The organism is Magnetospirillum aberrantis SpK, assembly GCF_011022235.1.
Taxonomy (GTDB): domain Bacteria; phylum Pseudomonadota; class Alphaproteobacteria; order Rhodospirillales; family Magnetospirillaceae; genus Magnetospirillum; species Magnetospirillum aberrantis.
Genome location: NZ_JAAIYP010000048.1, coordinates 1 through 21,983, shown reverse-complemented (window position 1 = coordinate 21,983; position 21,983 = coordinate 1). Strand labels below are relative to the sequence as shown.

Annotated in this window: 23 protein-coding genes; 6 read left to right on the top strand and 17 right to left on the bottom strand. The window is 63.8% G+C overall.

Annotation, left to right across the window (positions count from 1 at the left end):
- The 9 genes from G4223_RS19700 to G4223_RS19660 all read right to left on the bottom strand — a co-directional run.
- The coding region (locus G4223_RS19700) for a hypothetical protein (protein ID WP_205762593.1) at positions 1-405 on the bottom strand (405 nt) is incomplete at its 3' end.
- A complete protein-coding gene (locus G4223_RS19695) occupies positions 402-1,211 on the bottom strand; it encodes a hypothetical protein (RefSeq protein ID WP_163683271.1) in 810 nt (269 codons plus the stop codon). The genes G4223_RS19700 and G4223_RS19695, both read right to left, overlap by 4 nt.
- Positions 1,212-1,284: 73 nt before the next feature.
- Positions 1,285-1,548 (bottom strand): FtsB family cell division protein, encoded by a 264-nt coding sequence (locus tag G4223_RS19690; RefSeq protein WP_241004239.1) that lies wholly within the window; start codon positions 1,546-1,548, stop codon positions 1,285-1,287.
- A gap of 375 nt (positions 1,549-1,923) precedes the next feature.
- Positions 1,924-3,201, bottom strand: a complete 1,278-nt coding sequence (eno, locus tag G4223_RS19685) for a phosphopyruvate hydratase (RefSeq protein ID WP_163683267.1) — start codon at positions 3,199-3,201, stop codon at positions 1,924-1,926.
- A 30-nt stretch (positions 3,202-3,231) separates the two neighbouring features.
- Positions 3,232-4,086, bottom strand: coding sequence for a 3-deoxy-8-phosphooctulonate synthase (gene kdsA / locus G4223_RS19680; RefSeq protein WP_163683265.1), 855 nt, complete (start codon positions 4,084-4,086; stop codon positions 3,232-3,234).
- A 2-nt stretch (positions 4,087-4,088) separates the two neighbouring features.
- Positions 4,089-5,714, bottom strand: coding sequence for a CTP synthase (locus G4223_RS19675; protein WP_163683263.1), 1,626 nt, complete (start codon positions 5,712-5,714; stop codon positions 4,089-4,091).
- Positions 5,715-5,810: 96 nt separating this feature from the next.
- Positions 5,811-6,146 (bottom strand): preprotein translocase subunit SecG, encoded by a 336-nt coding sequence (gene secG, locus G4223_RS19670; RefSeq protein WP_163683262.1) that lies wholly within the window; start codon positions 6,144-6,146, stop codon positions 5,811-5,813.
- Positions 6,147-6,340: 194 nt separating this feature from the next.
- The gene (tpiA, locus tag G4223_RS19665) at positions 6,341-7,096 is read right to left on the bottom strand and encodes a triose-phosphate isomerase (RefSeq protein WP_163683260.1); all 756 of its coding nucleotides are present in this window, start codon (positions 7,094-7,096) and stop codon (positions 6,341-6,343) included.
- 75 nt (positions 7,097-7,171) lie between these two features.
- Positions 7,172-8,365 (bottom strand): porin, encoded by a 1,194-nt coding sequence (locus tag G4223_RS19660; RefSeq protein WP_163683258.1) that lies wholly within the window; start codon positions 8,363-8,365, stop codon positions 7,172-7,174.
- Positions 8,366-8,679: 314 nt separating this feature from the next.
- Here G4223_RS19660 and G4223_RS19655 point away from each other — a divergent pair, with 314 nt between their 5' ends.
- Together G4223_RS19655 and trpE are read left to right on the top strand one after the other, a co-directional pair.
- Positions 8,680-10,533, top strand: a complete 1,854-nt coding sequence (locus G4223_RS19655) for a peptidylprolyl isomerase (protein ID WP_163683256.1) — start codon at positions 8,680-8,682, stop codon at positions 10,531-10,533.
- Between the two features lie 8 nt (positions 10,534-10,541).
- Complete coding sequence (gene trpE / locus G4223_RS19650; RefSeq protein ID WP_163683254.1) at positions 10,542-12,062, top strand: anthranilate synthase component I; 1,521 nt, start codon at positions 10,542-10,544, stop codon at positions 12,060-12,062.
- Between the two features lie 63 nt (positions 12,063-12,125).
- Here the strand turns inward: trpE and G4223_RS19645 are convergent, their stop codons facing one another.
- On the bottom strand, positions 12,126-13,142 hold the full coding sequence (locus G4223_RS19645) for a class 1 fructose-bisphosphatase (RefSeq protein WP_163683252.1): 1,017 nt from the start codon (positions 13,140-13,142) through the stop codon (positions 12,126-12,128).
- Between the two features lie 204 nt (positions 13,143-13,346).
- On the opposite strand from G4223_RS19645, the gene hybE reads away from it, so the two are divergent.
- Both hybE and mobA read left to right on the top strand, forming a co-directional pair.
- Positions 13,347-13,796, top strand: a complete 450-nt coding sequence (gene hybE / locus G4223_RS19640; RefSeq protein ID WP_163683251.1) for a [NiFe]-hydrogenase assembly chaperone HybE — start codon at positions 13,347-13,349, stop codon at positions 13,794-13,796.
- The gene (mobA, locus tag G4223_RS19635; RefSeq protein WP_163683249.1) at positions 13,796-14,389 is read left to right on the top strand and encodes a molybdenum cofactor guanylyltransferase MobA; all 594 of its coding nucleotides are present in this window, start codon (positions 13,796-13,798) and stop codon (positions 14,387-14,389) included. The genes hybE and mobA overlap by 1 nt, the downstream gene beginning before the upstream one ends.
- Position 14,390: 1 nt before the next feature.
- Here the strand turns inward: mobA and G4223_RS19630 are convergent, their stop codons facing one another.
- Together G4223_RS19630 and G4223_RS19625 are read right to left on the bottom strand one after the other, a co-directional pair.
- Positions 14,391-14,849: a DUF6691 family protein gene (locus G4223_RS19630; protein WP_163683246.1), complete on the bottom strand. Its 459-nt coding sequence runs from the start codon at positions 14,847-14,849 to the stop codon at positions 14,391-14,393.
- A gap of 3 nt (positions 14,850-14,852) precedes the next feature.
- Positions 14,853-15,275, bottom strand: coding sequence for a YeeE/YedE family protein (locus G4223_RS19625; protein ID WP_163683243.1), 423 nt, complete (start codon positions 15,273-15,275; stop codon positions 14,853-14,855).
- A gap of 185 nt (positions 15,276-15,460) precedes the next feature.
- Here G4223_RS19625 and rimO point away from each other — a divergent pair, with 185 nt between their 5' ends.
- Complete coding sequence (rimO, locus tag G4223_RS19620; protein ID WP_163683241.1) at positions 15,461-16,801, top strand: 30S ribosomal protein S12 methylthiotransferase RimO; 1,341 nt, start codon at positions 15,461-15,463, stop codon at positions 16,799-16,801.
- 30 nt (positions 16,802-16,831) lie between these two features.
- On the opposite strand, the gene G4223_RS19615 is transcribed toward rimO, so the two are convergent.
- Entirely contained in the window at positions 16,832-17,467 is a 636-nt protein-coding gene (locus G4223_RS19615) for a VOC family protein (RefSeq protein WP_163683239.1), read from the bottom strand.
- Between the two features lie 226 nt (positions 17,468-17,693).
- Between G4223_RS19615 and G4223_RS19610 the strand changes: the two genes are divergently transcribed.
- Entirely contained in the window at positions 17,694-18,644 is a 951-nt protein-coding gene (locus G4223_RS19610) for a hypothetical protein (RefSeq protein ID WP_163683237.1), read from the top strand.
- Here G4223_RS19610 and cysW read toward each other — a convergent pair.
- The 4 genes from cysW to G4223_RS19590 all read right to left on the bottom strand — a co-directional run.
- Positions 18,641-19,504: a sulfate ABC transporter permease subunit CysW gene (gene cysW / locus G4223_RS19605; RefSeq protein WP_241004238.1), complete on the bottom strand. Its 864-nt coding sequence runs from the start codon at positions 19,502-19,504 to the stop codon at positions 18,641-18,643. The two genes, G4223_RS19610 and cysW, sit on opposite strands and share 4 nt — an antisense overlap.
- A 4-nt stretch (positions 19,505-19,508) precedes the next feature.
- A complete protein-coding gene (cysT, locus tag G4223_RS19600) occupies positions 19,509-20,363 on the bottom strand; it encodes a sulfate ABC transporter permease subunit CysT (protein WP_163683236.1) in 855 nt (284 codons plus the stop codon).
- Positions 20,360-21,358, bottom strand: a complete 999-nt coding sequence (locus G4223_RS19595; RefSeq protein WP_163683234.1) for a sulfate ABC transporter substrate-binding protein — start codon at positions 21,356-21,358, stop codon at positions 20,360-20,362. The genes cysT and G4223_RS19595 overlap by 4 nt, the downstream gene beginning before the upstream one ends.
- Positions 21,359-21,499: 141 nt before the next feature.
- A partial coding sequence (locus tag G4223_RS19590) for a 4Fe-4S dicluster domain-containing protein (RefSeq protein WP_205762592.1) occupies positions 21,500-21,983 on the bottom strand: 484 nt, incomplete at its 5' end.

Sequence of the window (21,983 nt, the reverse complement as noted above, 5' to 3'; positions counted from 1 at the left end):
ATATTCCCCGAGAACAATCACACTTTGAGGGTCAGACAGCAGGGCTTTTTCAAAAAGCCGCGCAGCCTCTTCCACCTCCATATTCCGCGTAGCGGCAAGAGCCGCCAGTATCATCTCCATAGCTTTGCGTGGATTTGTCTTGGATTTTCGCCGTTCCCGAAACGGCACATCCACGACAACCGCCCGGCCTCCCGCATCTGATTTGGACACCGCCCCGCGCGAGACCAAACAGCCATCAAGATTAAAATTCCCAGCATTGATCCATCGCAGATCGATACCGCTCAGATCGGCATTGACGAAATCCGTCTTGGGATTGAGGCCAGACAAAGTCACCAGATGTTCGAAATCATCGTCTTCGGCCTCGGCCACCGCGAGAATGCGCTTCAAGATTTCTTCGGGGGTCATTCCTCGGCCTCATTTTCCGGCAAGAGTTCGAACTGCCCCAGGGGCCACTCTTCCTGGTCCACCAGCATGGCGAGCAGCCGACGAATCAATTGGCGTTTTTCCTGGGAAAGCTCGCGTCCCCATATGCCGGTACCGTCGCGGAAGTCCACATGGGAAGGACTGGGCTGAAAGGTGACGGCAATTCCCGCTTTTTCATCGCCTTGCCGTTCCAAGCTGAACATACGGTCATCGAACAGACGCCCGCGCAATGGCTGGCCCGTCCCATTCACGCCCAGGGGCGCTTCAAAGCTGATCTTGATGCCGGTACCGTCATAGGGGCTGGCGGACAGTCCCCTCTGCGCCACGGTGTAATTGAGCGTCTCGGAGGTATTGTCCGCCGCCTTGCTGCGCTTCTCGCCAGCGATTTTCGCGGCGGCCTCGGTCGAAAGCTTACGGTCGCCGCCACGCTTGCGGGCTCCGGAAAATTCCCCACTCACCTTGGCCTCGGCTTCGTGGCTGGCACCGCGCACGCTGCTCACCCCGACATCACCGCCCAAATCGAGGGGCGGCGTCAGGGCCGTTGACAGGCTATCGATGGGAATGCGGCCGCCATGCGGCTTGAAATGCAGATGCCCACCCTTCAATTCCAAGGTCACTGAACCGATTGGCGTCTTTATGACCTCGGAAGTAAAAAAGATGGAACCGATCACATCACAACGGTTCTTTTCGCCCTGCCCCCGGTCAAGGTTGACGGCAACCAGATTGCGCCGCGCCTGCGCCGCAGCAGCCTCTATCGCCTTACCCTTGCGAGTCTTGAAGAGTGCCATGCCAACCTCCGCCGTCCACACCCAAGGATAGCAATGTCGCGCGAAACGAAAAGCGGGAATTGTCAGACGGGGATCAATGCCCCTGACCGCCCCCGAACACCACCACTTCGTCATCACGTCCCATGTTGAGCATGATGCGGGCGCGTTCTTCCAGCATGTCGGGGTCCAGGTGGTCGGGGCGCAACAGCAGGACGCGGTGTTCCAGCGCCTGACGTTCGGTGCTGACCTTGGCCAGTTGCAGTTCCGCCTCCAGGATCTCGTTCTTCATCCGCACATAGGCCAGCACACCGCGATCGCCTTCCACCGTGTGGTAGGCGAAATAGACCACGGCACCCATCCCGATCACGGGACCGATCACATGGCGAAGGCGGCGAGAAATTTCCTGAAGCATGGAAATGGATGGAATCACGAGCGAGTCTGCACGTCAACAAGTCTTAAACACACTGATTCACTTTCACAACGAAATTATAAGCCAGTGGTGCTGAAAAGACTCAGTTGATGAAGCCAGCCTACATAGAGCTGGTCTAACCATTGTGCGACCTCGGTTAAAAACAGATAAAAATATCGCTATTTTAATTACCTCTTTGCTTTAGAAGCGCACAGAACAACTGATGGATGATGGCGTCACAAATCGACACAATATCTTGTGTTTGTAAACAAAACGGCCGGGGCTTTCGCCCCGGCCGTGACGTTTCCGCCTGAACGGAAAGGTTTAGCGCTTGAGGATGGCCTTGCCGGCATAACGGGCGGCGGAGCCCAACTCCTCCTCGATGCGGATCAGTTGGTTGTACTTGGCCAGGCGGTCCGAACGGGACAGCGAGCCGGTCTTGATCTGACCGCAATTGGTGGCGACGGCCAGATCGGCGATGGTCGAATCCTCGGTTTCGCCCGAACGGTGGCTCATCACGGCGGTATAGCCGGACTTATGGGCCAGTTCGACCGCTTCCAGGGTCTCGGACAAGGTGCCGATCTGATTGACCTTGACCAGGATCGAGTTGGCCAAGCCCTTTTCGATGCCCATGGACAGACGGGCCGGGTTGGTGACGAACAAATCGTCGCCCACCAACTGAACCTTGCCGCCCAGTTCGTCGGTCAAAAGCTCCCAGCCCTCGAAATCGTCCTCGGCGCAGCCGTCTTCGATGGAAATGATCGGATAGGCCTTCACCAGCTTGGCGTAATACTTGACGATCGCCTTTTGGTCGAAAGTCTTCTTGGCGCCTTCCATGACGTACTTGCCGTCCTTGAAGAACTCGGTCGACGCGCAGTCGAGAGCCAGGAAGATGTCCTCGCCCGGCTTGTAGCCGGCCTTCTCGATGGACTGCATAATGAAGTCCAACGCCTGTTCGGCCGACTTCAGGTTGGGAGCGAAGCCGCCCTCGTCACCGACATTGGTGTTGTGGCCGGCATCCTTCAGGCCCTTCTTCAGGGCCTGGAACACCTCGGACCCCATGCGGATGGCGTCGGCGCAGGTCGGCGCGCCCACCGGCATGATCATGAATTCCTGGATGTCGATGGGGTTGTCGGCATGCATGCCGCCGTTGATGATGTTCATCATCGGCACCGGCAAAGCCGAGGCGAAGGCCCCGCCGACATAACGGTAAAGCGGCAGGCCGGCCTCTTCGGCGGCGGCCTTGGCACAGGCCAGCGACACGCCCAGGATGGCGTTGGCGCCCAGGCGGGCCTTGTTCGGGGTGCCATCCAGGTCGATCATGGTCTTGTCGAGGACCACCTGGTCCTCGGAATCCATGCCCGAAAGCGCGTCGTAGATTTCGCCGTTGACGCTTTCCAGCGCCTTCAGCACGCCCTTGCCGCCATAACGGCCCTTGTCGCCGTCACGCAGTTCGACGGCTTCGTGGGCACCGGTCGAAGCGCCCGACGGCACGGCGGCGCGGCCCATGACGCCGCTTTCCAGCACCACGTCGACTTCGACGGTGGGATTGCCGCGCGAATCGAGAATTTCGCGGGCGTGGATATCGATGATCGCGGACATGGCAGTCTCTCCGAACTTCTGACGGTTGGATCAATCAATAGTGATGGGAAAAGCCTTCGCCACCTTGTCGAACGCCATCAACGTGGCGATCAGCTCGGGCATGTCGGCCAGCCGGATCATGTTCGGCCCGTCGGAGGGCGCATGATCGGGATCGGGATGGGTTTCAATGAACACGCCGGCAACGCCGACCGACACGGCGGCACGGGCCAGAACCGGGGCGAAACGGCGGTCGCCGCCCGAACTCAGGCCCTGCCCGCCCGGACTTTGCACGGCGTGGGTGGCGTCCATGATCACCGGATAGCCGGTGCGCGCCATGATCGGCAAGGACCGCATGTCGGCCACCAGATCGCCATAGCCGAAGCTGGCGCCGCGTTCGGTCAGCAAGATGCGCGAGTTGCCGGTGCTTTCCACCTTGGCGGCGACGTTGCCCATCTGGTTGGGAGCCAGGAACTGACCCTTCTTGACGTTGACCACCGCGCCGGTGCGGCCGGCGGCCAGCAACAGGTCGGTCTGACGGCACAGGAAGGCCGGAATCTGCAACACGTCCACCACCTTGGCGGCCTGGGCACATTGTTCCTCGGTGTGGACGTCGGTCAAAACCGCCAGCCCCAGGCTTTCGCGGATTTCCGCGAATACGGAAAGCGCGGCATCGAGCCCGATGCCGCGCTTGCCCGAAAGCGAGGTGCGATTCGCTTTGTCGAAAGAGGATTTGTAGACCAGAGCGATGCCGGCCTTGGCCGCCATGTCCTTGAGCGCGGTGGCGCATTCAAGGGCATGTTCGCGGCTTTCCATCTGACAGGGACCGGCGATCAGCACCAGCGGCAAGTCGTTGCCGAAGATGACCTGGGGGGCGGTGTTGGGCCCGACGGCGACGTGCTTGCCCATGCCTATACCAACCGCGACTGCCGCAACGCGGCGGCGATGAAGCTGGTGAACAGCGGATGCGGCGCGAACGGCTTGGACTTCAGTTCGGGATGGAACTGCACGCCGATGAACCACGGATGGTCCGGGTATTCGACGATTTCCGGCAACACGCCGTCGGGCGACAGGCCCGAGAACGACAGGCCGGCCTTTTCCAGCACCGGACGGTAGTCCATGTTGACTTCATAGCGATGGCGGTGACGCTCGCTGATGACGTCGGAGCCATAGATCTCGCGTGCCCGCGAACCGGGCTTGAGATGGCATTCATAGGCCCCCAGGCGCAAGGTGCCGCCCAGGTCGCCGTTGGCCTTGCGCTTTTCCAGCGCGCCGCCCTTCAGCCATTCGGTCATCAGGCCGACCACCGGCTCGTCGCTGGGGCCGAATTCGGTCGAACTGGCATGGTCGAGGCCGGCCAGATTGCGCGCCGTCTCGATCACCGCCATCTGCATGCCGAAGCAGATGCCGAAATACGGCACCTTGCGTTCACGGGCGAAACGCACCGCCTCGATCTTGCCCGAGGCACCGCGTTCGCCAAAGCCGCCCGGCACCAGGATGCCATGGCACGGCTCCAGATACTGAACCGCGTCCTCGCGCTCGAAAATCTGGCTGTCGATCCAGTTCAGGCGCACCTTGACGTTGTTGGCGATGCCGCCATGGGTCAGGGCCTCGGCCAGAGACTTGTAGCTGTCGAGCAGGCTGGTGTACTTGCCGACCACCGCGATGGTGACCTCGCCTTCCGGCTGGCGCACGCGCTCGACGATATTGGTCCAGCGGTCCAGCTTGGGCTCTGCCGATTCGATGTGGAAATGGCGGCACACCTCGGCATCCAGGCCCTGCTCGTGGTACGAGATCGGCACCTGATAGATGGTGTCCACGTCCAGCGCCGGGATGACCGCCTGATAGCGCACATTGCAAAACAGGGCGATCTTCTTGCGCTCACCCTCGGGGATGTCACGCTCGGACCGGCACATCAGCAGGTCGGGCTGAATGCCGACGCTCAGCAATTCCTTGACCGAATGCTGGGTCGGCTTGGTCTTCAACTCGCCGGCCGACGGGATATAAGGCAGCAAAGTCAGGTGGATGAACATGGTGCGCTCGCGCCCCAGTTCGTTGGCCAACTGACGAATGGCTTCGAGGAACGGCAGCGACTCGATGTCGCCAACCGTGCCGCCGATCTCGCACAGGACGAAATCCTCGTCGGTGACGTCCGACTTGATGAAGTCCTTGATGGCGTTGGTGACGTGCGGAATGACCTGGACGGTGGCGCCCAGGTAGTCGCCGCGCCGTTCGCGCGCGATCACGTCGGAATAGATGCGCCCCGTGGTGATATTGTCGCTCTTGCGCGACGCGACACCGGTGAAGCGTTCGTAATGGCCGAGATCCAGGTCGGTCTCGGCGCCGTCGTCGGTGACATAGACCTCGCCGTGCTGATAGGGGCTCATGGTGCCCGGATCGACGTTGAGGTACGGATCAAGCTTGCGCAGGCGAACCTTGAAGCCGCGCGCCTGGAGACACGCACCCAGGGCGGCCGAGGCCAGCCCCTTGCCCAAAGACGAAACCACGCCGCCGGTGATGAAGATGAAACGCGTCATTGCCCCTTGCTTTCAAGGTACAAGCTTACCCACGCGAAACGCGCCGGCCGCTTTACTCAAGCGGCCGGGCGGTCCTTTGAACTCTCTGTCGCGCCCTTAGCGCGCCAGCGGAGCCGCCGGCTCGGCCGGGGCCGCGGGAGCCTGCTCGACAGGCTGCTCGGAAGCGGCGGCCGGAACCGAATCGAACGGCGAAGAACTGCTCGACCGGTTATTGGCGATCAGGGCCAGGGCCAGGCTGGTGACGAAAAAGATCGTCGCCAGGATGGCGGTGGTCCGGGTCAGAAGGTTGCCCGCCTGACGGCCGGTCATCAATCCGCCGCCACCACCACCGATGCCCAGGGCACCGCCCTCGGAGCGCTGCAGCAGGATGACGCCGACCAGCGCGATGGCGATGAGCAGGTGGATGACGAGGATGATCGGAAAGACGTCCATGGGCACACCAACGACAAAATAGAATAACCCGGCGCCCGACGTTGTCGCCGCCGCGGAGCACCGGAAATGTTCGAGGCGTTTTTAGCCCCCCGCGCAACGGAAGGCTAGTGCAAAGTTCCGCACCACCCCCAGCATATGGGGTTGACATCGCCGCCGCGACCGGCAAAACGGCCCCGGCGGCGACATCACGGAAATCAGCCGGCCGCCTTGGCGATGGCCCAGAAGTCATCGGCCTTGAGCGCGGCGCCGCCGATCAGGCCACCATCCACATCCGCCAGGGCCAGCAATTGGGCGGCGTTGTCCGGCTTCATGGAACCGCCGTACAGGATACGCACCTTGGCGGCTTCCTCGGCCCCGATCATGGCCGCCAATTCGGCGCGGATGGCGGCATGCACTTCCTGCGCCTGTTCGGGCGTGGCGACACGGCCGGTACCGATGGCCCACACCGGCTCATAGGCGATGACGGTGTTGGCGGCGTTGCCGCCTTCGGGCCAGGAACCACGCAGTTGGCTCTTGTTGACGTCGAGGGTCTGACCGGCGTCACGCTGGGCCAGGGTCTCGCCGATGCAGACGATGGCGGAAAGGCCGGCGGCCAGCGCCGCCTCGGCCTTGGCCTTGACACCGGCATCGGTCTCGCCATGGTCGGTCCGACGTTCGGAATGACCAAGGATGACATAGGACGCGCCAGCGTCCTTGAGCATCACCGGCGAGGTGTCGCCGGTATGGGCGCCCGAAACCTTGGCGTGGCAATCCTGACCGCCCACGGCCAGACCCGACCCCGCCACCGCTTCGGCGACGGCGGCGACCAGAAGGAACGGCGGGCAGACCAGCATCTCACAGGCCAACTTGTCGGCCTTCAGCTTCTCGGCCACACCCTTGGCCAGCGCCAGTCCATCGGCCTTGAGGCCGTTCATCTTCCAGTTGCCGGCGATCAGCGGACGTCTGCTCATGCTCTTTCCTCCCGGTGAAAAACGACACGGCGCATATAACACCCCGCCGCCCCGCTCGTCGCGCAGAAAAAGGGATCAGAAGGTCAGCGACAGGCCGCTCATGACCGTCCAGCCATCGTTTTCCTCGGCCAGTTGATGGTCTTCGCTGGTGTAGTTGGCGTGACCGATCGAAGCCAGAAGATCCACGCCCGGCCCCAGGGCGTATTTGCCCGACAACAGATAGAATTCGATAACGTCGCGGGATTCTGTAGCGTCGGAACCGCTCGCCTCGGAACGGTAATAGGCCATGCTGACGGCATAGCGGTCGAAAGCATATTGCAGCCCCAGATCCCACGCCTGGGCGTTCAGGTCGAGATCGGCCGTCGCCTGAAGGTTGCCACGATCCGCCAGCACCCGCCGATAGGACGAGCCAAAGGTGAACCCGGCATAGGACAGCTGACCGCCCAGACTGTATTCGAAGACATGGTCGTCGCCGCTGTCGGCGGATGTGCTGGAGGGAACGTTGAAATCGTAGGACGCCCAACCGGCCGACAGTTTCACCCCGACATCGCCGAACGTTTCGGCATAAAGACCGCCCAGGGCGTAGAACTCGCCGGTGACGGCGCCGGCCGTGGCGCCGGTGGACAGGTTGACGGTGCCTCTGTTGTCTTCCGAGGAACTGGGCTTGTAGGTGGCGGCCAGGGTCAGTCCGTAAAGGCTGGGGGTGAAATAAGTCACGCCCTCGGAATCGTTGTCGGTCAGGATGGCCGTGGTGTCCCAGCCATGTTGCAGCGGAGAAATGCCGGAAATATGCGTGGGGATGGCCAGCGCGTCGGCCATCAGGCCTTCTTCGTTCCAGTTTCCCGCCGCGTCCGGTGCGGTGACATGCAACTGGTAGGCGCCGTTGTTCTTGCTCCCCAGTTCAAGCTTGCCGAACCCGCCGGCCAGCCAGACATAGGATTCATCGATCATATCGGCGCCCGCATTGGCTGCGCGCGAATTGCTCACCGAATGGCCGCCGCCTTCCAACTGGATGTCGATTCCGATCTGCAAACCGTTGTCGAGCGTGGTCGAGCCCTGAAAATAGATTTCGTTGTCGCCCTTGACGTCGACGCTGTTCTCGTCGGTTTGCGTGGCGCCCTGATAGGAATCCGATTCCCACGCGCCGACAACCCACCACTTCGAATAGCCGCCAAGCCTCAAGCTGATCTTTTCCGACGCCTGCGCGGAACCGGCGGAAAGCACGGCGACAGCGACCAGCGCCGTGCCTGCGGCCACGGATTTTTTCATGAAATCCCCCAAGACACGTTCGGAGTGCCGGCCAGCCTTCCCCAAGGCAATCCACGCCAAACACCCAACCGAAGCGCATCTTATTGACTGGAGATCAATTGATCAACGGTTGCTTGCAATTACAATCAACCCCTCACTCGCCATGGCCGCCGGAAACGGGTTGCCTTGCCGGCATCACGGGACCTGGCCGCCGGACGACGGCGAAAGCGGCGGATTCTCAGTTGCGGGGGGCTTTACCCGCACCTATTATGCCGACACCTTGCGACCTGCCGTCATGGCGGTCTGCCGTCCTTCCCTCACGATGCCCGGAAAACATGCTCGACTCTTTCCGCAACGCTTCCAAAAGCTGGTTCGTCAAGCTTCTGTTCGCCCTGTTGGCGCTCAGCTTCCTCGCCTGGGGCATCGAAGGCCTGCGCGGCAACATGTTCGGTTCCGCCCCCGCCGTCGAGGTTGGCGACAACCAGGTTTCCGCCCAGGAAGTCTATGTCGAATTCAAGCGCGAGGTCGATCGCATGAACCCCATGTTCGGCGGCAAGCTGACCGCCGACGACGCGCGCAAGCTGGGCTTCATGGACCGCACCATCGAGAACGTGGTCACCCGCCTGTTGATCCAGGAAGCCGGCAACCGGCTGGGCTTGGCCGCGTCCGAGGACAGCGTTGTCGCGCGTATCGCCGCCGACCCCGCCTACCGTACCGAGGGCGGACAGTTCGACCGTGAACGCTTCCGCATGGCCCTGGCTCGCGCCGGGTTGAACGAGCGTTCCTTCCTGGCCCAGGAACGGGCCAACGTGATGCGCACCCAACTGGCCGAAGGGCTGTCGGGCGGCGTCAAGGCCCCCGACGCCATGGTCGCCCCGCTGACCCGCCACCGCGAGGAACGCCGCGTCGCCGACACCGTGCTGGTGCGCGACGATTCCGTGCCGTTGCCGCCGGCGCCCGAGCAATCCAAGCTTGAAGCCTATTACCAGGCCAACACCCCGCGTTTCATGGCGCCCGAGTTCCGCGCCCTGACCGTCCTGGTGGTCAAGCCCGAGACCGTCGCCGCCCAGGTCGAAATCTCGGCCCAGGATGTGGACGACGCCTACCAGAACCGCATCGACGAATTCCAATCCGCCGACCGCGTGATGGCCTCGCAGATGGTCCTGCCCGACCAGGCCGCCGCCGACAAGGCCGCCGCCCTGGTCAAGGCCGGCAAAAGCCTGACCGCCATCGCCGCCGAACTGAACGTCAAGGTGGTTGACCTTGGTCTGGTGGAACGCGGCGATCTGCCCGACGATCTGGCCGAGGCTTTGTTCTCGGCCCAGCCCGGTTCCGTCACCCTTCCGGTCAAGAGCCCATTGGGCTGGCACGTCGCGCAAACCCGCGTGCGCCCGGTCGAGGACATCAAGAAGCAGGTCGAGGCCGAGTTGCGCGCCGAACGGGCCAACGAACGTCTGAGCGACCTTTCCACCCAAATCGAGGATTCGCTGGGGGCCGGTACCAGCCTCGAGGAAACCGCCGCCCGCTTCGGGTTGCGCGTGGTCAAGGTCCCCGCCACCGACGCCCACGGCATCGCGCCATCGGGCAAGCCGGTGGCCGACCTGCCGCAAGGTGAAACCTTCCTCGACGTCGCCTTCCACACCGAACAGGGCACCGAAAGCCAGCTGACCCAGGCCGACAACGACGGTTACTTCATCGTCCGCGTCGATGGCGTCACCCCGCCGCAGCCGCGTCCCCTGGCTGACATCAAGGGCGAGGTCGTCGCCGCCTGGCAGGCGGAACGCCGTCACGAACTGGCCCAGGAACGCGCCGCCAAGGCCGCCGAGGCGCTGAAGGCCGGAAAGACCGCCGCCGAGGTGGCGCAATCCCTGGGCGCCAAGGCCCAGACCACCCAGCCCTTCAGCCGCGACGGCGCCGAAGAGGCCCAATTGCCGCCGCAACTGGTGACCGAGTTGTTCCAGGCCAGCGTCGGCGGCGTCGCCACCGGTGCCGCCCCTGGCGGCTGGATGGCCGGACGCCTTGCCAAGGTGGTGCCGTTCGACGCCGCCGCCCAGCCCAAGGTGGCCGAGAACACCGCGCGTCAAGTCACCTCGGCCCTGGCCAGCGACCTGATCGAGCAATATCTGGCGGCGCTGAACGCCTCGGTCGGCGTGCGCGTCGATCGCAGCCAGCTTTCCCGCGAAGAGTAAACGCCACCATGAGCAGCGTTCCCGATTTCGAAAACTTCCGCGCCGCCTATGACGCCGAGCAGCCGCAGGTGGTGTGGCGCGTCCTGGTCGCCGACCTGGAAACGCCGGTCTCCGCGTTCATGAAACTGGCCAACGGTCAAAGCCACACCTTCTTGCTGGAATCGGTGGAAGGCGGGGCGGTGCGCGGTCGCTATTCGGTGTTGGGTCTGAAACCCGACCTGATCTGGAAGTGTCAGGGCAACCGGGCATGGATCAACCGCGAAGCCCGCACCCGTCCCGACGACTTCGCCCCCTGTCCGGTGGCCGAGGCCAAGGGCGCACTGGCTTCGTTGCGCGCCCTGGTGGCGGAAAGCCATATCGACATCCCGCCGCACCTGCCGCCCATGTCGGCCGGCCTGATCGGCTATATGTCCTATGACATGGTGCGGCTGGCGGAAAAGCTGCCGGACGACAACCCCGACACCATCGGCGTGCCCGACGGCATCTTCATGCGCCCCACCGTCATGGCCATGTTCGACAACGTCAACGGTACCTTGACCGCCGTTGTGCCGGTGTGGCCGCGTGCGGGCATCGACGCTCGCGCCGCCTTCGATCTGGCCCACGAACGGCTGGAACACGTGGTCGAAGCGCTGGAGCGGCCGTTGCCGGTGGCCGGAGACTTCATCGACCACGCCGGCCATGCGCCGACCCCGGTGCCGTCCATGACGCGCCAGGATTATTGCGCCAAGGTGCTGAAGGCCAAGGAATACATCACCGCCGGCGACATCTTCCAGGTGGTGCTGTCGCAGCGTCTGGCGGTGCCGTTCAAGCTGCCGCCGTTCTCGCTGTATCGTGCGTTGCGGCGCATGAACCCCAGCCCGTTCCTGTTCTTCCTGAATTTCGGCGGCTTCCAACTGGTTGGTTCCAGCCCGGAAATCCTGGTGCGGCTGCGCGACGACACCGTCACCATCCGCCCCATCGCCGGCACCCGCCGCCGCGGCCTGACCCAGGCCGAAGACGACGAACTGGCCGCCGACCTGTTGGCCGACCCCAAGGAACTGGCCGAGCATCTGATGCTTCTGGACCTTGGCCGCAACGATGTCGGCCGCGTCGCCGAGATCGGATCGGTCAAGGTGACCAAGAAGATGATCGTGGAATACTACAGCCACGTCATGCACATCGTTTCCAACGTCGAAGGCCGCATCCGCAAGGATTGCGACGCCATGGACGCGCTGATGGCCGGCTTTCCCGCCGGCACCACGTCGGGTGCGCCCAAGATCCGCGCCATGGAGATCATCGACGAACTGGAGCCCGAGCGCCGCTCGTTCTACGCCGGTTCCATCGGTTACTTCGCCGGCAACGGCAACATGGACACCTGCATCGCCCTTCGCACCACCTTGATCAAGGACGGCACCATGTACGTCCAGGCCGGGGCCGGCATCGTCGCCGATTCCGATCCCGACAAGGAACACGAGGAATGCATGAACAAGGCCCGCGCCCTGGTGCGCGCCGCCGAGGAAGCGGTCAACTACACCCGCTCGTCGCGCTGAAAGCCTGAAACGAGAAAAGGCCGGCGGAAGCAGTCCCGCCGGCCTTTTTGTTTGGCATTCGCCTTACTTCGCCGCGTCGTGCTCGGCGTGGTAAGCGACGATGCGCTCGACCTCGTTCCTGGAGCCCAGGATCACCGGCACGCGCTGATGCAGGGCGCTGGGAGCGACCTCCATCAGGCGCTGACGACCGGTGCTGGCCAGACCGCCGGCCTGTTCGACGATGAAGGCCATGGGATTGGCTTCGTACATCAGGCGCAGCTTGCCGCCCTTCTTCATGTTCTCGGCGTCGGCCGGATACATGAACACGCCGCCGCGCACCAGGATGCGGTGCACCTCGGCCACCATCGAGGCGACCCAGCGCATGTTGAAATCCTTGCCCCGCGGCCCTTCCTTGCCGGCGTTGCATTCGTCCACGTAACGCTTGATCGGCGCTTCCCAATGACGCGCCCGCGAACCGTTGATGGCGTATTCCGTGGTGTCGGCGGGAATGGTCATGTGCGGATGGGTCAGGAAGAACATGCCGACGTCACGGTCCAGGGTGAAGCCGTGGACACCGTTGCCGGTGGTCAGCACCAGCATGGTCGAGGAACCGTAAAGGGCGTAGCCGGCTGCCACCTGCTTGACGCCCGGCTGAAGGAAGGCATCCTGGCTGGACGGATCGACGCCTTCCGGCACGCGCAGGATCGAGAAGATCGAGCCGACCGAGATGTTGACGTCGATGTTGGACGACCCGTCCAACGGATCGAACAGCAGCAGGTAGCGGCCTTCGTGGGTGCCGGTGACGGCCTGCACTTCCTCCAGCTCTTCCGAGGCCATGGCGGCATAGGTGCCGCATTGTGAATTCATGTGGATGAAGATGTCGTTGGCCAGAACGTCCAGCTTCTTCTGTTCCTCGCCCTGGATGTTCTCGGAACCGGCGACGCCATGGTTACCCACCAGCGCGCCCCGGTTGACTTCGTGCGAGACCATCTTGCAGGCGGTCAGGATGTCGTTCATCAACGAGGTGAACACACCCGAAGACTTCAGACGCCGCTGCTCTTGCAGCAGGAAATGGGTCAGCGTGATCCGCTTATAGGGCATGGTCTCCCCCTTGGTGCTTCGATGTTGCTTTTGATGCGCGCAGGTCCCACCCGCGCGGGCTGCTCACTCCTACCCCACCCTACGGGTGGATGCAATCGGGCTCGCACGCGGTGCAGTCACGAAAACGCCGCACTTGACCGAGGCAGTCGCGCATGGGCGCGCCATCGGCTACACTCCGCGCCCGTTCGACCCAGGGAGCAAGCGATGTTCGACCCCATGAGCCAGGAAGACCTTGACCGTGTGGCCCGTCTCGAGGCCGTGTTCACCCGCATCGGCGAAGAGCGGATGAAGGATGTCGGCCTGCTCAATCCCGCCCTCAAGGTCGAAACCGTCGGTTTCCGCCGCTGGGGCGACTGGCTGGCCGGCATCCTGATCTCGCCGTGGTTCATGAACTTCATGCTTTTGCCCACCCGCGACGGTCTGATCGCGGGCGAAGTCGGCACCAAGACCCGGCTGGACATGCCCCGCGGCGAAATCACCTTCACCATCGGCGAGGTCGAGGACATCGGCCCTTACCTGTCGTCGTCGCTTTATTCGCCCATGAACCGCTTCGACGTCCAGGCCGTCGCCGTTACCACCGCCTGGGCGGCGGTGGACAAATACTTCAAGGTGCCCGAGGCGGAAGAGCCCATGGCCTGCAACGAACGTCTGTGATGATCGCCGGCGCCATCCTGGCCGGCGGCTTGTCGCGGCGCATGGGCGGCGGCGACAAGGCGCTGCGCGAGCTGGGCGGCGTGCCGCTGTTGGCCCGCACCATCGCCCGCATGGCGCCGCAGGTGGGACCGCTGTTGCTCAACGCCAACGGCGATCCGACACGCTTTACCGCCTTTGGACTTGAAGTGCGGGCGGATGTGCTTGGAGACCACGCAGGCCCCTTGGCAGGCATCCTGACGGCGTTGGAATGGTCGGCCGAGCAAGGGGTGGAGTGGCTGTTGACCGCCGCCGCCGACACCCCTTTGCTGCCGTCCGACCTGGGCGCACGGTTGGCGACGGAACGACAGGCCCTTGACGCCCGTTTGGCCGTCGCCACTTCGGGCGGGCGGATGCATCCGGTGTGCGCGTTGTGGCCCGTGGACATCCGCTGCGAACTGCGACACGCCGTGGCCGAGGAAGAACTGCGCCGCCTGACCACCTTCGTCGAACGTTTTTCCGTGGCCAGGGTCGATTGGTCCGTTGAACCGTTCGACCCCTTCCTGAACGTCAACACCCCCGGCGACCTTGATCGCCTGAGGATAATCCTGAGTTAGGTCATCCGCGCTTGGCCCGCAGCCGGGCGGCGATGGGACAGGTGTTCACCCGCCATTGGACGAACTTCCACAACGCCATGCCGGCCACCATGGCGGCGGTGAAGATCGCCGCCTCGGCGAAACCACCGGTGGCGGCGACAACGGCCGGACCGGGGCAATAGCCGGCGATCCCCCAGCCCAAACCGAACAACGCGGCGCCACCGACCAGACGAGCGTCGATCAGTTTGGTGCCCGGAAGCTGGAAACTGTCTTCACACACCGGCGCGGTCCGGCGCAGGCACAGCCGGTAGCCGACGAACGACACCGCCAGACCGCCCCCCATGACGAAGGCCAGGGTGGGATTCCACGGCCCAAGCACGTCGAAGAACCCCAAGACGTTGGCCGGGTCGGCCATGCCCGACAGGATCAGGCCGCCACCGAACAGCAAGCCGGCGGCGAAAGCGGACAGAACGCGACGCATGGCTCAGCCTCCCAGCAGATGACGGCGGACAAGGACAACCAGCGCGGTGACCGCCATGAAGGTGACCACCGCCACCGCCGAACGCCGGCTGAGACGGGCCAGACCGCAAATGCCGTGCCCCGAGGTGCAACCGTTGCCCATGCGGGTACCGAAGCCGACCAGCAGGCCGGAGACCACCAGCAACCCTGCGCCCAAGCCGTTCCCGGTGAGATGCAGATTGCCGCTGGCGCCCAACGCCACCCCCGGCGCCACCATGCCGACGACGAAGGCCAGTCGCCAGGGCAGGTCGCGCCCGCCCTCGCCCAACAGACCGCCGACGATACCGGCAACACCCATGATGCGGCCATTCAACAGCATCAGAAGCACCGCCGCCGCACCGATCATGGCGCCCCCCGCCAACGCGGTCCATGGCGAGAAATCGGTCACACCACACACTCCTGAATTTGAATTTGCCCTAATATTAGAGTTTTCTTTGCAAAGTCAAGCTTACCCCCCTTTCCGTCGTCGGGCTTGAAACGGCGGCGGTTTCCCTCTATCTGGTCAGTCAACCGAAGCTTGGCGGCCTTTGCGGGACCGGTTCCCCGAACGCCGCCCTTTTCCTTTTGGACATCATGCAAAACGCCATTCCGAAAGTCGGCATCGTCTCGTTGGGCTGCGCCAAGGCGCTGGTGGATTCCGAGCGCATCCTCACCCGCCTGCGGTCCGAGGGATACGACATCTCGGGCTCTTACGACGGTGCCGACGTGGTGATCGTCAACACCTGCGGCTTTCTTGATTCCGCCCGCGCCGAATCGTTCGAAGCCATCGGTGAGGCCATGGCGGAGAACGGCCGGGTCATCGTCACCGGTTGTCTGAACGACGAAGCGGCGATCCGCAAGATTTACCCGGACGTGCTGTCGGTCACCGGAGCCCATCAGTACGAGAAGGTTGTCAACGCCGTGCACGACGCCGTGCCGCCGGTGGCCGACCCGATGATGTCGCTGGTGCCGCCCGAGGGCTTGCACCTGACCCCCGGCCATTACGCCTATCTCAAGATTTCCGAGGGCTGCAACCACCGTTGCACCTTCTGCATCATTCCCGGCATCCGTGGCGACCTGGCGAGCCGGCCGGCGGCGGACGTGCTGGACGAGGCGGAAAAGCTGGCCATGGCCGGCGTCAAGGAAGTGCTGGTGATCAGCCAGGACACCGGCGCCTACGGCCTGGACCTGGGATACGAGGCCAGCAAGTGGCACGGGCGCGAAATCCGTACCCGTCTGACCGAACTGGCCGACGCGCTGGGCGATCTGGGCATCTGGGTGCGCCTGCACTACGTCTATCCCTATCCGCATGTGGACGAGGTCATTCCCCTGATGGCCCAAGGCAAGGTGCTGCCCTATCTGGACATCCCGTTCCAGCACGCCAGCCCCCAGGTTCTCAAGGCCATGCGCCGCCCGGCCGACCACGAGAAGCTGTTGGAGCGGATCAGGAAATGGCGAGAGATCTGTCCCGACCTCACCATCCGTTCCACCTTCATCGTCGGCTTTCCCGGCGAAACCGAGGACGATTTCGAATTTCTGTTGGATTGGCTGGAACAGGCCCAGCTCGACCGCGTCGGCTGTTTCAAATATGAAAACGTCGAAGGGGCCGCCGCCAACCATTTGGCCGACCATGTCGATGAGGACGTCAAGGAAGACCGCTACAACCGCCTGATGGAACTGGCGCGGCAAATCTCCGACGAACGCGGCAAGGCCAAGGTGGGCAAGACCATCGAGGTTCTGATCGACGAAGTGGACGAGGAAGGCGCCTTCGGCCGTTCCTGGGCCGACAGCCCGGAAGTGGACGGTTGCGTGTTCCTGTCCGACACCGGCCTGGAGCCGGGCGATCTGGTGTTGGCCGAAATCGAACACGCCGAGGATTTCGACCTGTGGGGTCATGTGGTCGGGCGTCCCGAACCGCGCAAGCGGCGGGCTTGACCGCTTAAAGCGACAGGTCTGAAGAAACCGCTATTCGACCCAGGTGAAGTCGGGCAACGACAACACGCGCTGGCCGCCGTCCCGGCAACTGACCACCAGGGACAGGCGGTGACGCACCGCCGGCTTCAGGGTCAGCACGCCACGGTCGGCCAAGGTGCGCACGGCCGGGGTGGCGCCCACCGGCAATTCCAGCCTGAGCCCGACGATCTCCAGCAGACCGGCCGCTTCCTGGCGGTTTCCGGCCAAGCCGTCCGGCCATTGATCGGGACGGTCCTTGGCGGGAGAGCGGAACAGGAACGGCTGACGCGGGTCCTCGCTGCCCAAGGCGACGGCGATGCCTTCGCTTTGAAAGGGCGGGCGGTATTCCCAGGTGGGAAAAGGAATGCGCCCACGCAGGCCAAGCCCGAACGGCGACGCGCCGGTGTCGTGCCAGCGCGAGCGTTCGGCCAACCGGGTCCGGGCGACGCTGACCGAGGCCAACTCGCCCTGGTCCTCAGGCCACAACAGTTCCAGATAGGCGTTGTCGAAACAGGCGCAGATGTTGGCGGTGCCCTGGCCGGCATGGGAGCGGCGGAAGCTTTCGGTCAATCCGCATCGTTCCAGAGCGGCCAGCGCGGCGGCGCGGTCGTCGACGAAAACGAAGACGTGGCAAAGTTGCGTATTCATGCCCACCAACTTACGCGGGTGACGCATTTGTCACAACGAACTTTTCCACAGGATGCTTTTCCCAGCCCGTTCTGGATCATCTCTTTGCATTCCGCCCCTTGCCCCAAGCTTGGCGGCCAGACCATAATACGTCAGGCAGCGGCCAACGGCTGGTTTGGGGACAGGTATGGCATTTCGGGTTTTCAGGGGAAACGGAGGCAACGCGTCGGACGATGCCCCTGCGGCCGTGGAGCAAAAGGACCAACTGGCCCCGTTGCTGGAACGGCTGGAAGGTCTTGCCGCCGCGCTCGAGGCGCTTGACGACGGCGCGCCGTCCCCGGCCGCCGACGATGTCCTCGACACATTGTCGCGCATGGAACGGCGTGACATCCAGACGTTCTCCGCCATCGACACCTTCGCCACCGCGCTGAAAAGCGTCAGCCACCATCTTGCGCATCTGCGCAACTCGGTCCAGCACACCAACGCCCAGCACAGCGGCAAGCTGGATGGTCTGGCGGAACGGCTGGCCGGGATCGAAGCCAGGATCGAGGCCGGCTTCCTGGATCAGGCTCCGGTGGATTTCAGCCCCATGGCGGCGATGCTGGACACCATCGGCCAACGCCTGTCGGGACTTGAAGAGAAACTCGAGGGGTTGGTCAAGCAACAGGCCCATTGGCCGTTCGACGCCGACGCCTTCGCCACCGCCCTGGCCACCATCGCCGACCGTCTGGCGCGGGTCGAGGCCAAGATGGACCGCGCCGCCCAGCAACCCGTGCTGGAACCGGAAGCCACCGCCAACTTGCTGTCGGCCATCGTCGAACGGGTCGGCGTGGTCGAGGACAAGGTGGACAGCGGTGCCGATGGCACCTCGATCGCCGCCTGTCTGTTGGCGGTGGATCGCCGGCTGTCGCGCATCGAAGGGGGATTGGGCATGAAGCGGCCGCTGCCGGCGGCGGCGGAAATTCCCGACCTCGCCGACGTGGTCGAGGTCGAAGACAGCCCCATGGAATCCGGGCCCATGGAAGCCGGGCCAGTCCACCCCGCCACCACCGCCGACGCCCCACCCTTGGCCGGCGAGCCCGCTGTTCCCGCCGTCACCGACACGGACACCCCCGCCGCCCCGGCGCCCCCCGAGGCGACATCGCGCGAACGCGTCGACCAGTTGCTGGAGCAGGTGTTCAAGGTTCTGGCGCGTTAAGACAACGCCTCGTCGTCGTGGGCGGCGTCGCGGCGGCCTTCCACCACCGCCTTCAACACCACGGTCACCAAGGCCAGCAAGGTCAGCACCGAGGCGGCGGCGAAGGCGCCCGAGCTGTCGTAATCGTGGTAAAGAAGATCGATGTAAAGCGGCAAGGTATTTGTCTCGCCGCGAATATGCCCCGACACCACCGACACCGCCCCGAATTCACCCAAAGAGCGCGCCGCGCACAAGATCAGGCCATAGAACAGCGCCCATTTGACGTTGGGCAGGGTGACGCGCAGGAAGGTGCGAAAGCCTCCGGCGCCCAACACCTGGGCGGCTTCTTCCTCGTCGGTGCCCTGAAGCTGCATCAGCGGCATCACCTCGCGCGCCACGAACGGACTGGTGACGAACAAGGTCGCCAGGATGATGCCCGGCACCGCGAACATCACCTTGATGTCGTGATCCATCAGCCATTCGCCGACCAGCCCGGAACTGCCGTACACCATCAAGGTGGCGACACCGGCGACGATAGGCGACACCGAGAACGGCACCTCGATCAGGCTGACCAGCCATTTCTTGCCCTGCCAGCGGAACTTGGTCACCGCCCACGCCACCGACAAGCCGTAGACGGCGTTGATCGGCACCACCACCGCCACGGTCAACAGCGACAGGTAGATGGCGTGCAGCGCCTCGGGAGCGGAAACCGCCTTCCACCACCCCTCGACCCCTTTGCCGAAGGCATGGGCGAAGACGATACCGGTCGGAACCCCCAACACCACCGCCGCCGCCACGACCGCCAGGCCGATCAGCACGCGCCGGGCGGTCCCGGCGCCTTGACGATGGGAACGATGATGTACGGTCATGGCCGCAAGCATGGGATCAGCCCTTGTCCAGATAACGTTGTTGCCAGGCCTGAAGCGCGTTGGTCGCCAGCATCACCAGGAAGGCGACGGCCAGAACCACGGTGGCGATGGCGGTGGCGGCGCCGTAATCGTATTCCTCGAGCCGGATGTAGATCAGAAGCGCCGCGATCTCGGTTTCGAACGGCCGGTTGCCGGCAATGAAGATGATGGCGCCGAACTCGCCCAGGCAGCGGGCGAAAGCCAAGGTGACGCCGGCGATCAGGGCCGGGGCGATGACCGGCAGCACGACCCGCAGGAACACCTGGAGCTCGCTGGCGCCCAGGATGCGCGCCGCCTCTTCGCCGTCCAGGTCAAGGTCCTCGATCACCGGCTGGAGCGTGCGGACCACGAAAGGCAGGCTGGTGAAGGCCATGGCCATGGCGATACCCGGCTGGGCGTGGGCGATCTTGATGCCCAGGGGCTCCAGGAACTGGCCGAACACGCCGTTATGGGCGAAGGCCGCGGTCAACGCCACGCCGGCCACCGCGGTCGGCATGGCGAACGGCAGGTCCATGACCGAATCCAGAAGCCGCCGGCCGGGAAAGTCGTACCGTGCCAGCACCCAGGAGAACAACAGCCCGAGAACAGCGTTGAAGGCCACCGCCTCGAGCGCCGAAACCGCCGTCACCTCATAGGCGGCCAAGGCGCGCGGGCTGGTGGTGGCGACCACGAATTCATGCCAGCTCAGGCCCGAGGCCTTGAGCAGCAACGCCGCGATGGGCAACAGGACGATCAGGCCGAGATAGGAAACCGACAAGCCCATGGTCAGGGAAAAGCCGGGCAGGATTCCCCGCCTGCCCGGCACCTTGGCGGTCAGCACGCCGGCGCTCATCGCTTTTCGAACACTTGGTCCAGGATGCCGCCTTCGGCGAAGTGGACCTTTTGGATGTTGGACCAGCCGCCGAACAGCTCGACCGTGTACAGCCGCACTTCGGGGAATTGGGCCTTGTACTTTTCCGCCACCTTGGCGTCACGTACCCGGTTGTAGTTCCTGGCCAGGATGTCCTGGGCCTCGGGCGACCACAGATAGTTCAGGTAAGCGGTCGCCACCTTGCGGCTGTCGCGCTTGTCCACCACCTTGTCGACCACCGCCACCGGGAACTCGGCCAGAACGCTGACCGGGGGAACGATGCTTTCGAACTTGTCGGCCCCGAATTCCTTGCGGATGCCGTTCACCTCGGCCTCGAAGGTCACCAGGACGTCGCCGGTCTCACGCTCGACGAAGGTGGTGGTAGCGCCGCGCCCGCCGGTATCGAACACCGGAACGTTGCCCAAAAGCTTGCGCACGAAATCCTTGGCCTTTTCCTGGTCGTTGCCGAACTTCTCGAGCGCGAAGGCGTAGGCGGCAAGATAGGTGTAGCGGGCATTGCCCGAGGTCTTGGGGTTGGGCATCACCACCCGGACATCGGCACGGGCCAGATCGTCCCAATTGTGGATGTGCTTGGGGTTGCCCTTGCGCACCAGGAAGCTGGGCAGGGAGTAATAGGGCGACGCCTGGTTGGGGAAGGCCTGTTGCCAGTCGGCCCGCACCAATCCCCTGTTGGCCAACGCCTGGACGTCGGTCACCTGATTGAAGGTCACCACGTCGGCCGGCAAGCCTTCGAGGATCGAGCGGGCCTGTTTGCTGGAACCGCCGTGCGATTGCCGGACCTCGACACTTTGGCCACCCTCCTTTTGCCACTGCGCCTGGAACGGCGGATTGAGCTGGGCATAAAGCTCGCGGGCGATGTCGTAGGACACGTTCAGGATGTCTGCGGGCTGCGCCTGCACGGCCAGTGGTGCCAGCGATAGGCCAAGAGCGGCGGCGAAAACAACACCTTTTTTCATGTCGGCACTCCATATTTCACATGCTCAAGATATGGTGCAGCATTTTTTTACGCAATAACTATGTTTGATATTTTTATATAACACATATTTTTGGTTATTTATGGACGAAAAAGAGGCCCGCCGTAGCGAGCCCCCCTCCCCTCACATATTGGGATAATTGGGTCCGCCGCCGCCTTCCGGCACCACCCAGGTGATGTTCTGGCTCGGGTCCTTGATGTCGCAGGTCTTGCAGTGCAGGCAGTTCTGAGCGTTGATCTGAAGCCGGGGGCCCTCGACGATCTCGTAGACGCCGGCCGGGCAATAGCGTTGCTCGGGCGCGTCGTAGACCGCGAGGTTGACCCGGATCGCCGCCTCTTCGTCGGCCAGCCTCAGGTGCACCGGCTGGTTTTCCTCGTGGTTGGTGTTCGAGATGAACACCGACGACAGGCGGTCGAAGCTCACCACCCCGTCGGGCTTGGGATAGACGATCCTGGGGCACTCGGCCGCCGGCTTCAGTTGTTCGTGGTCGGGCTTGTGGTGCAGCGTCCACGGCGCCCGCCCCCGCAAGACGTAGGTGTCCACCGCCGAATAGGCGATCGCCGCGTAAAGCCCCCATTTGAACGACGGCTTGATGTTGCGCACCTGA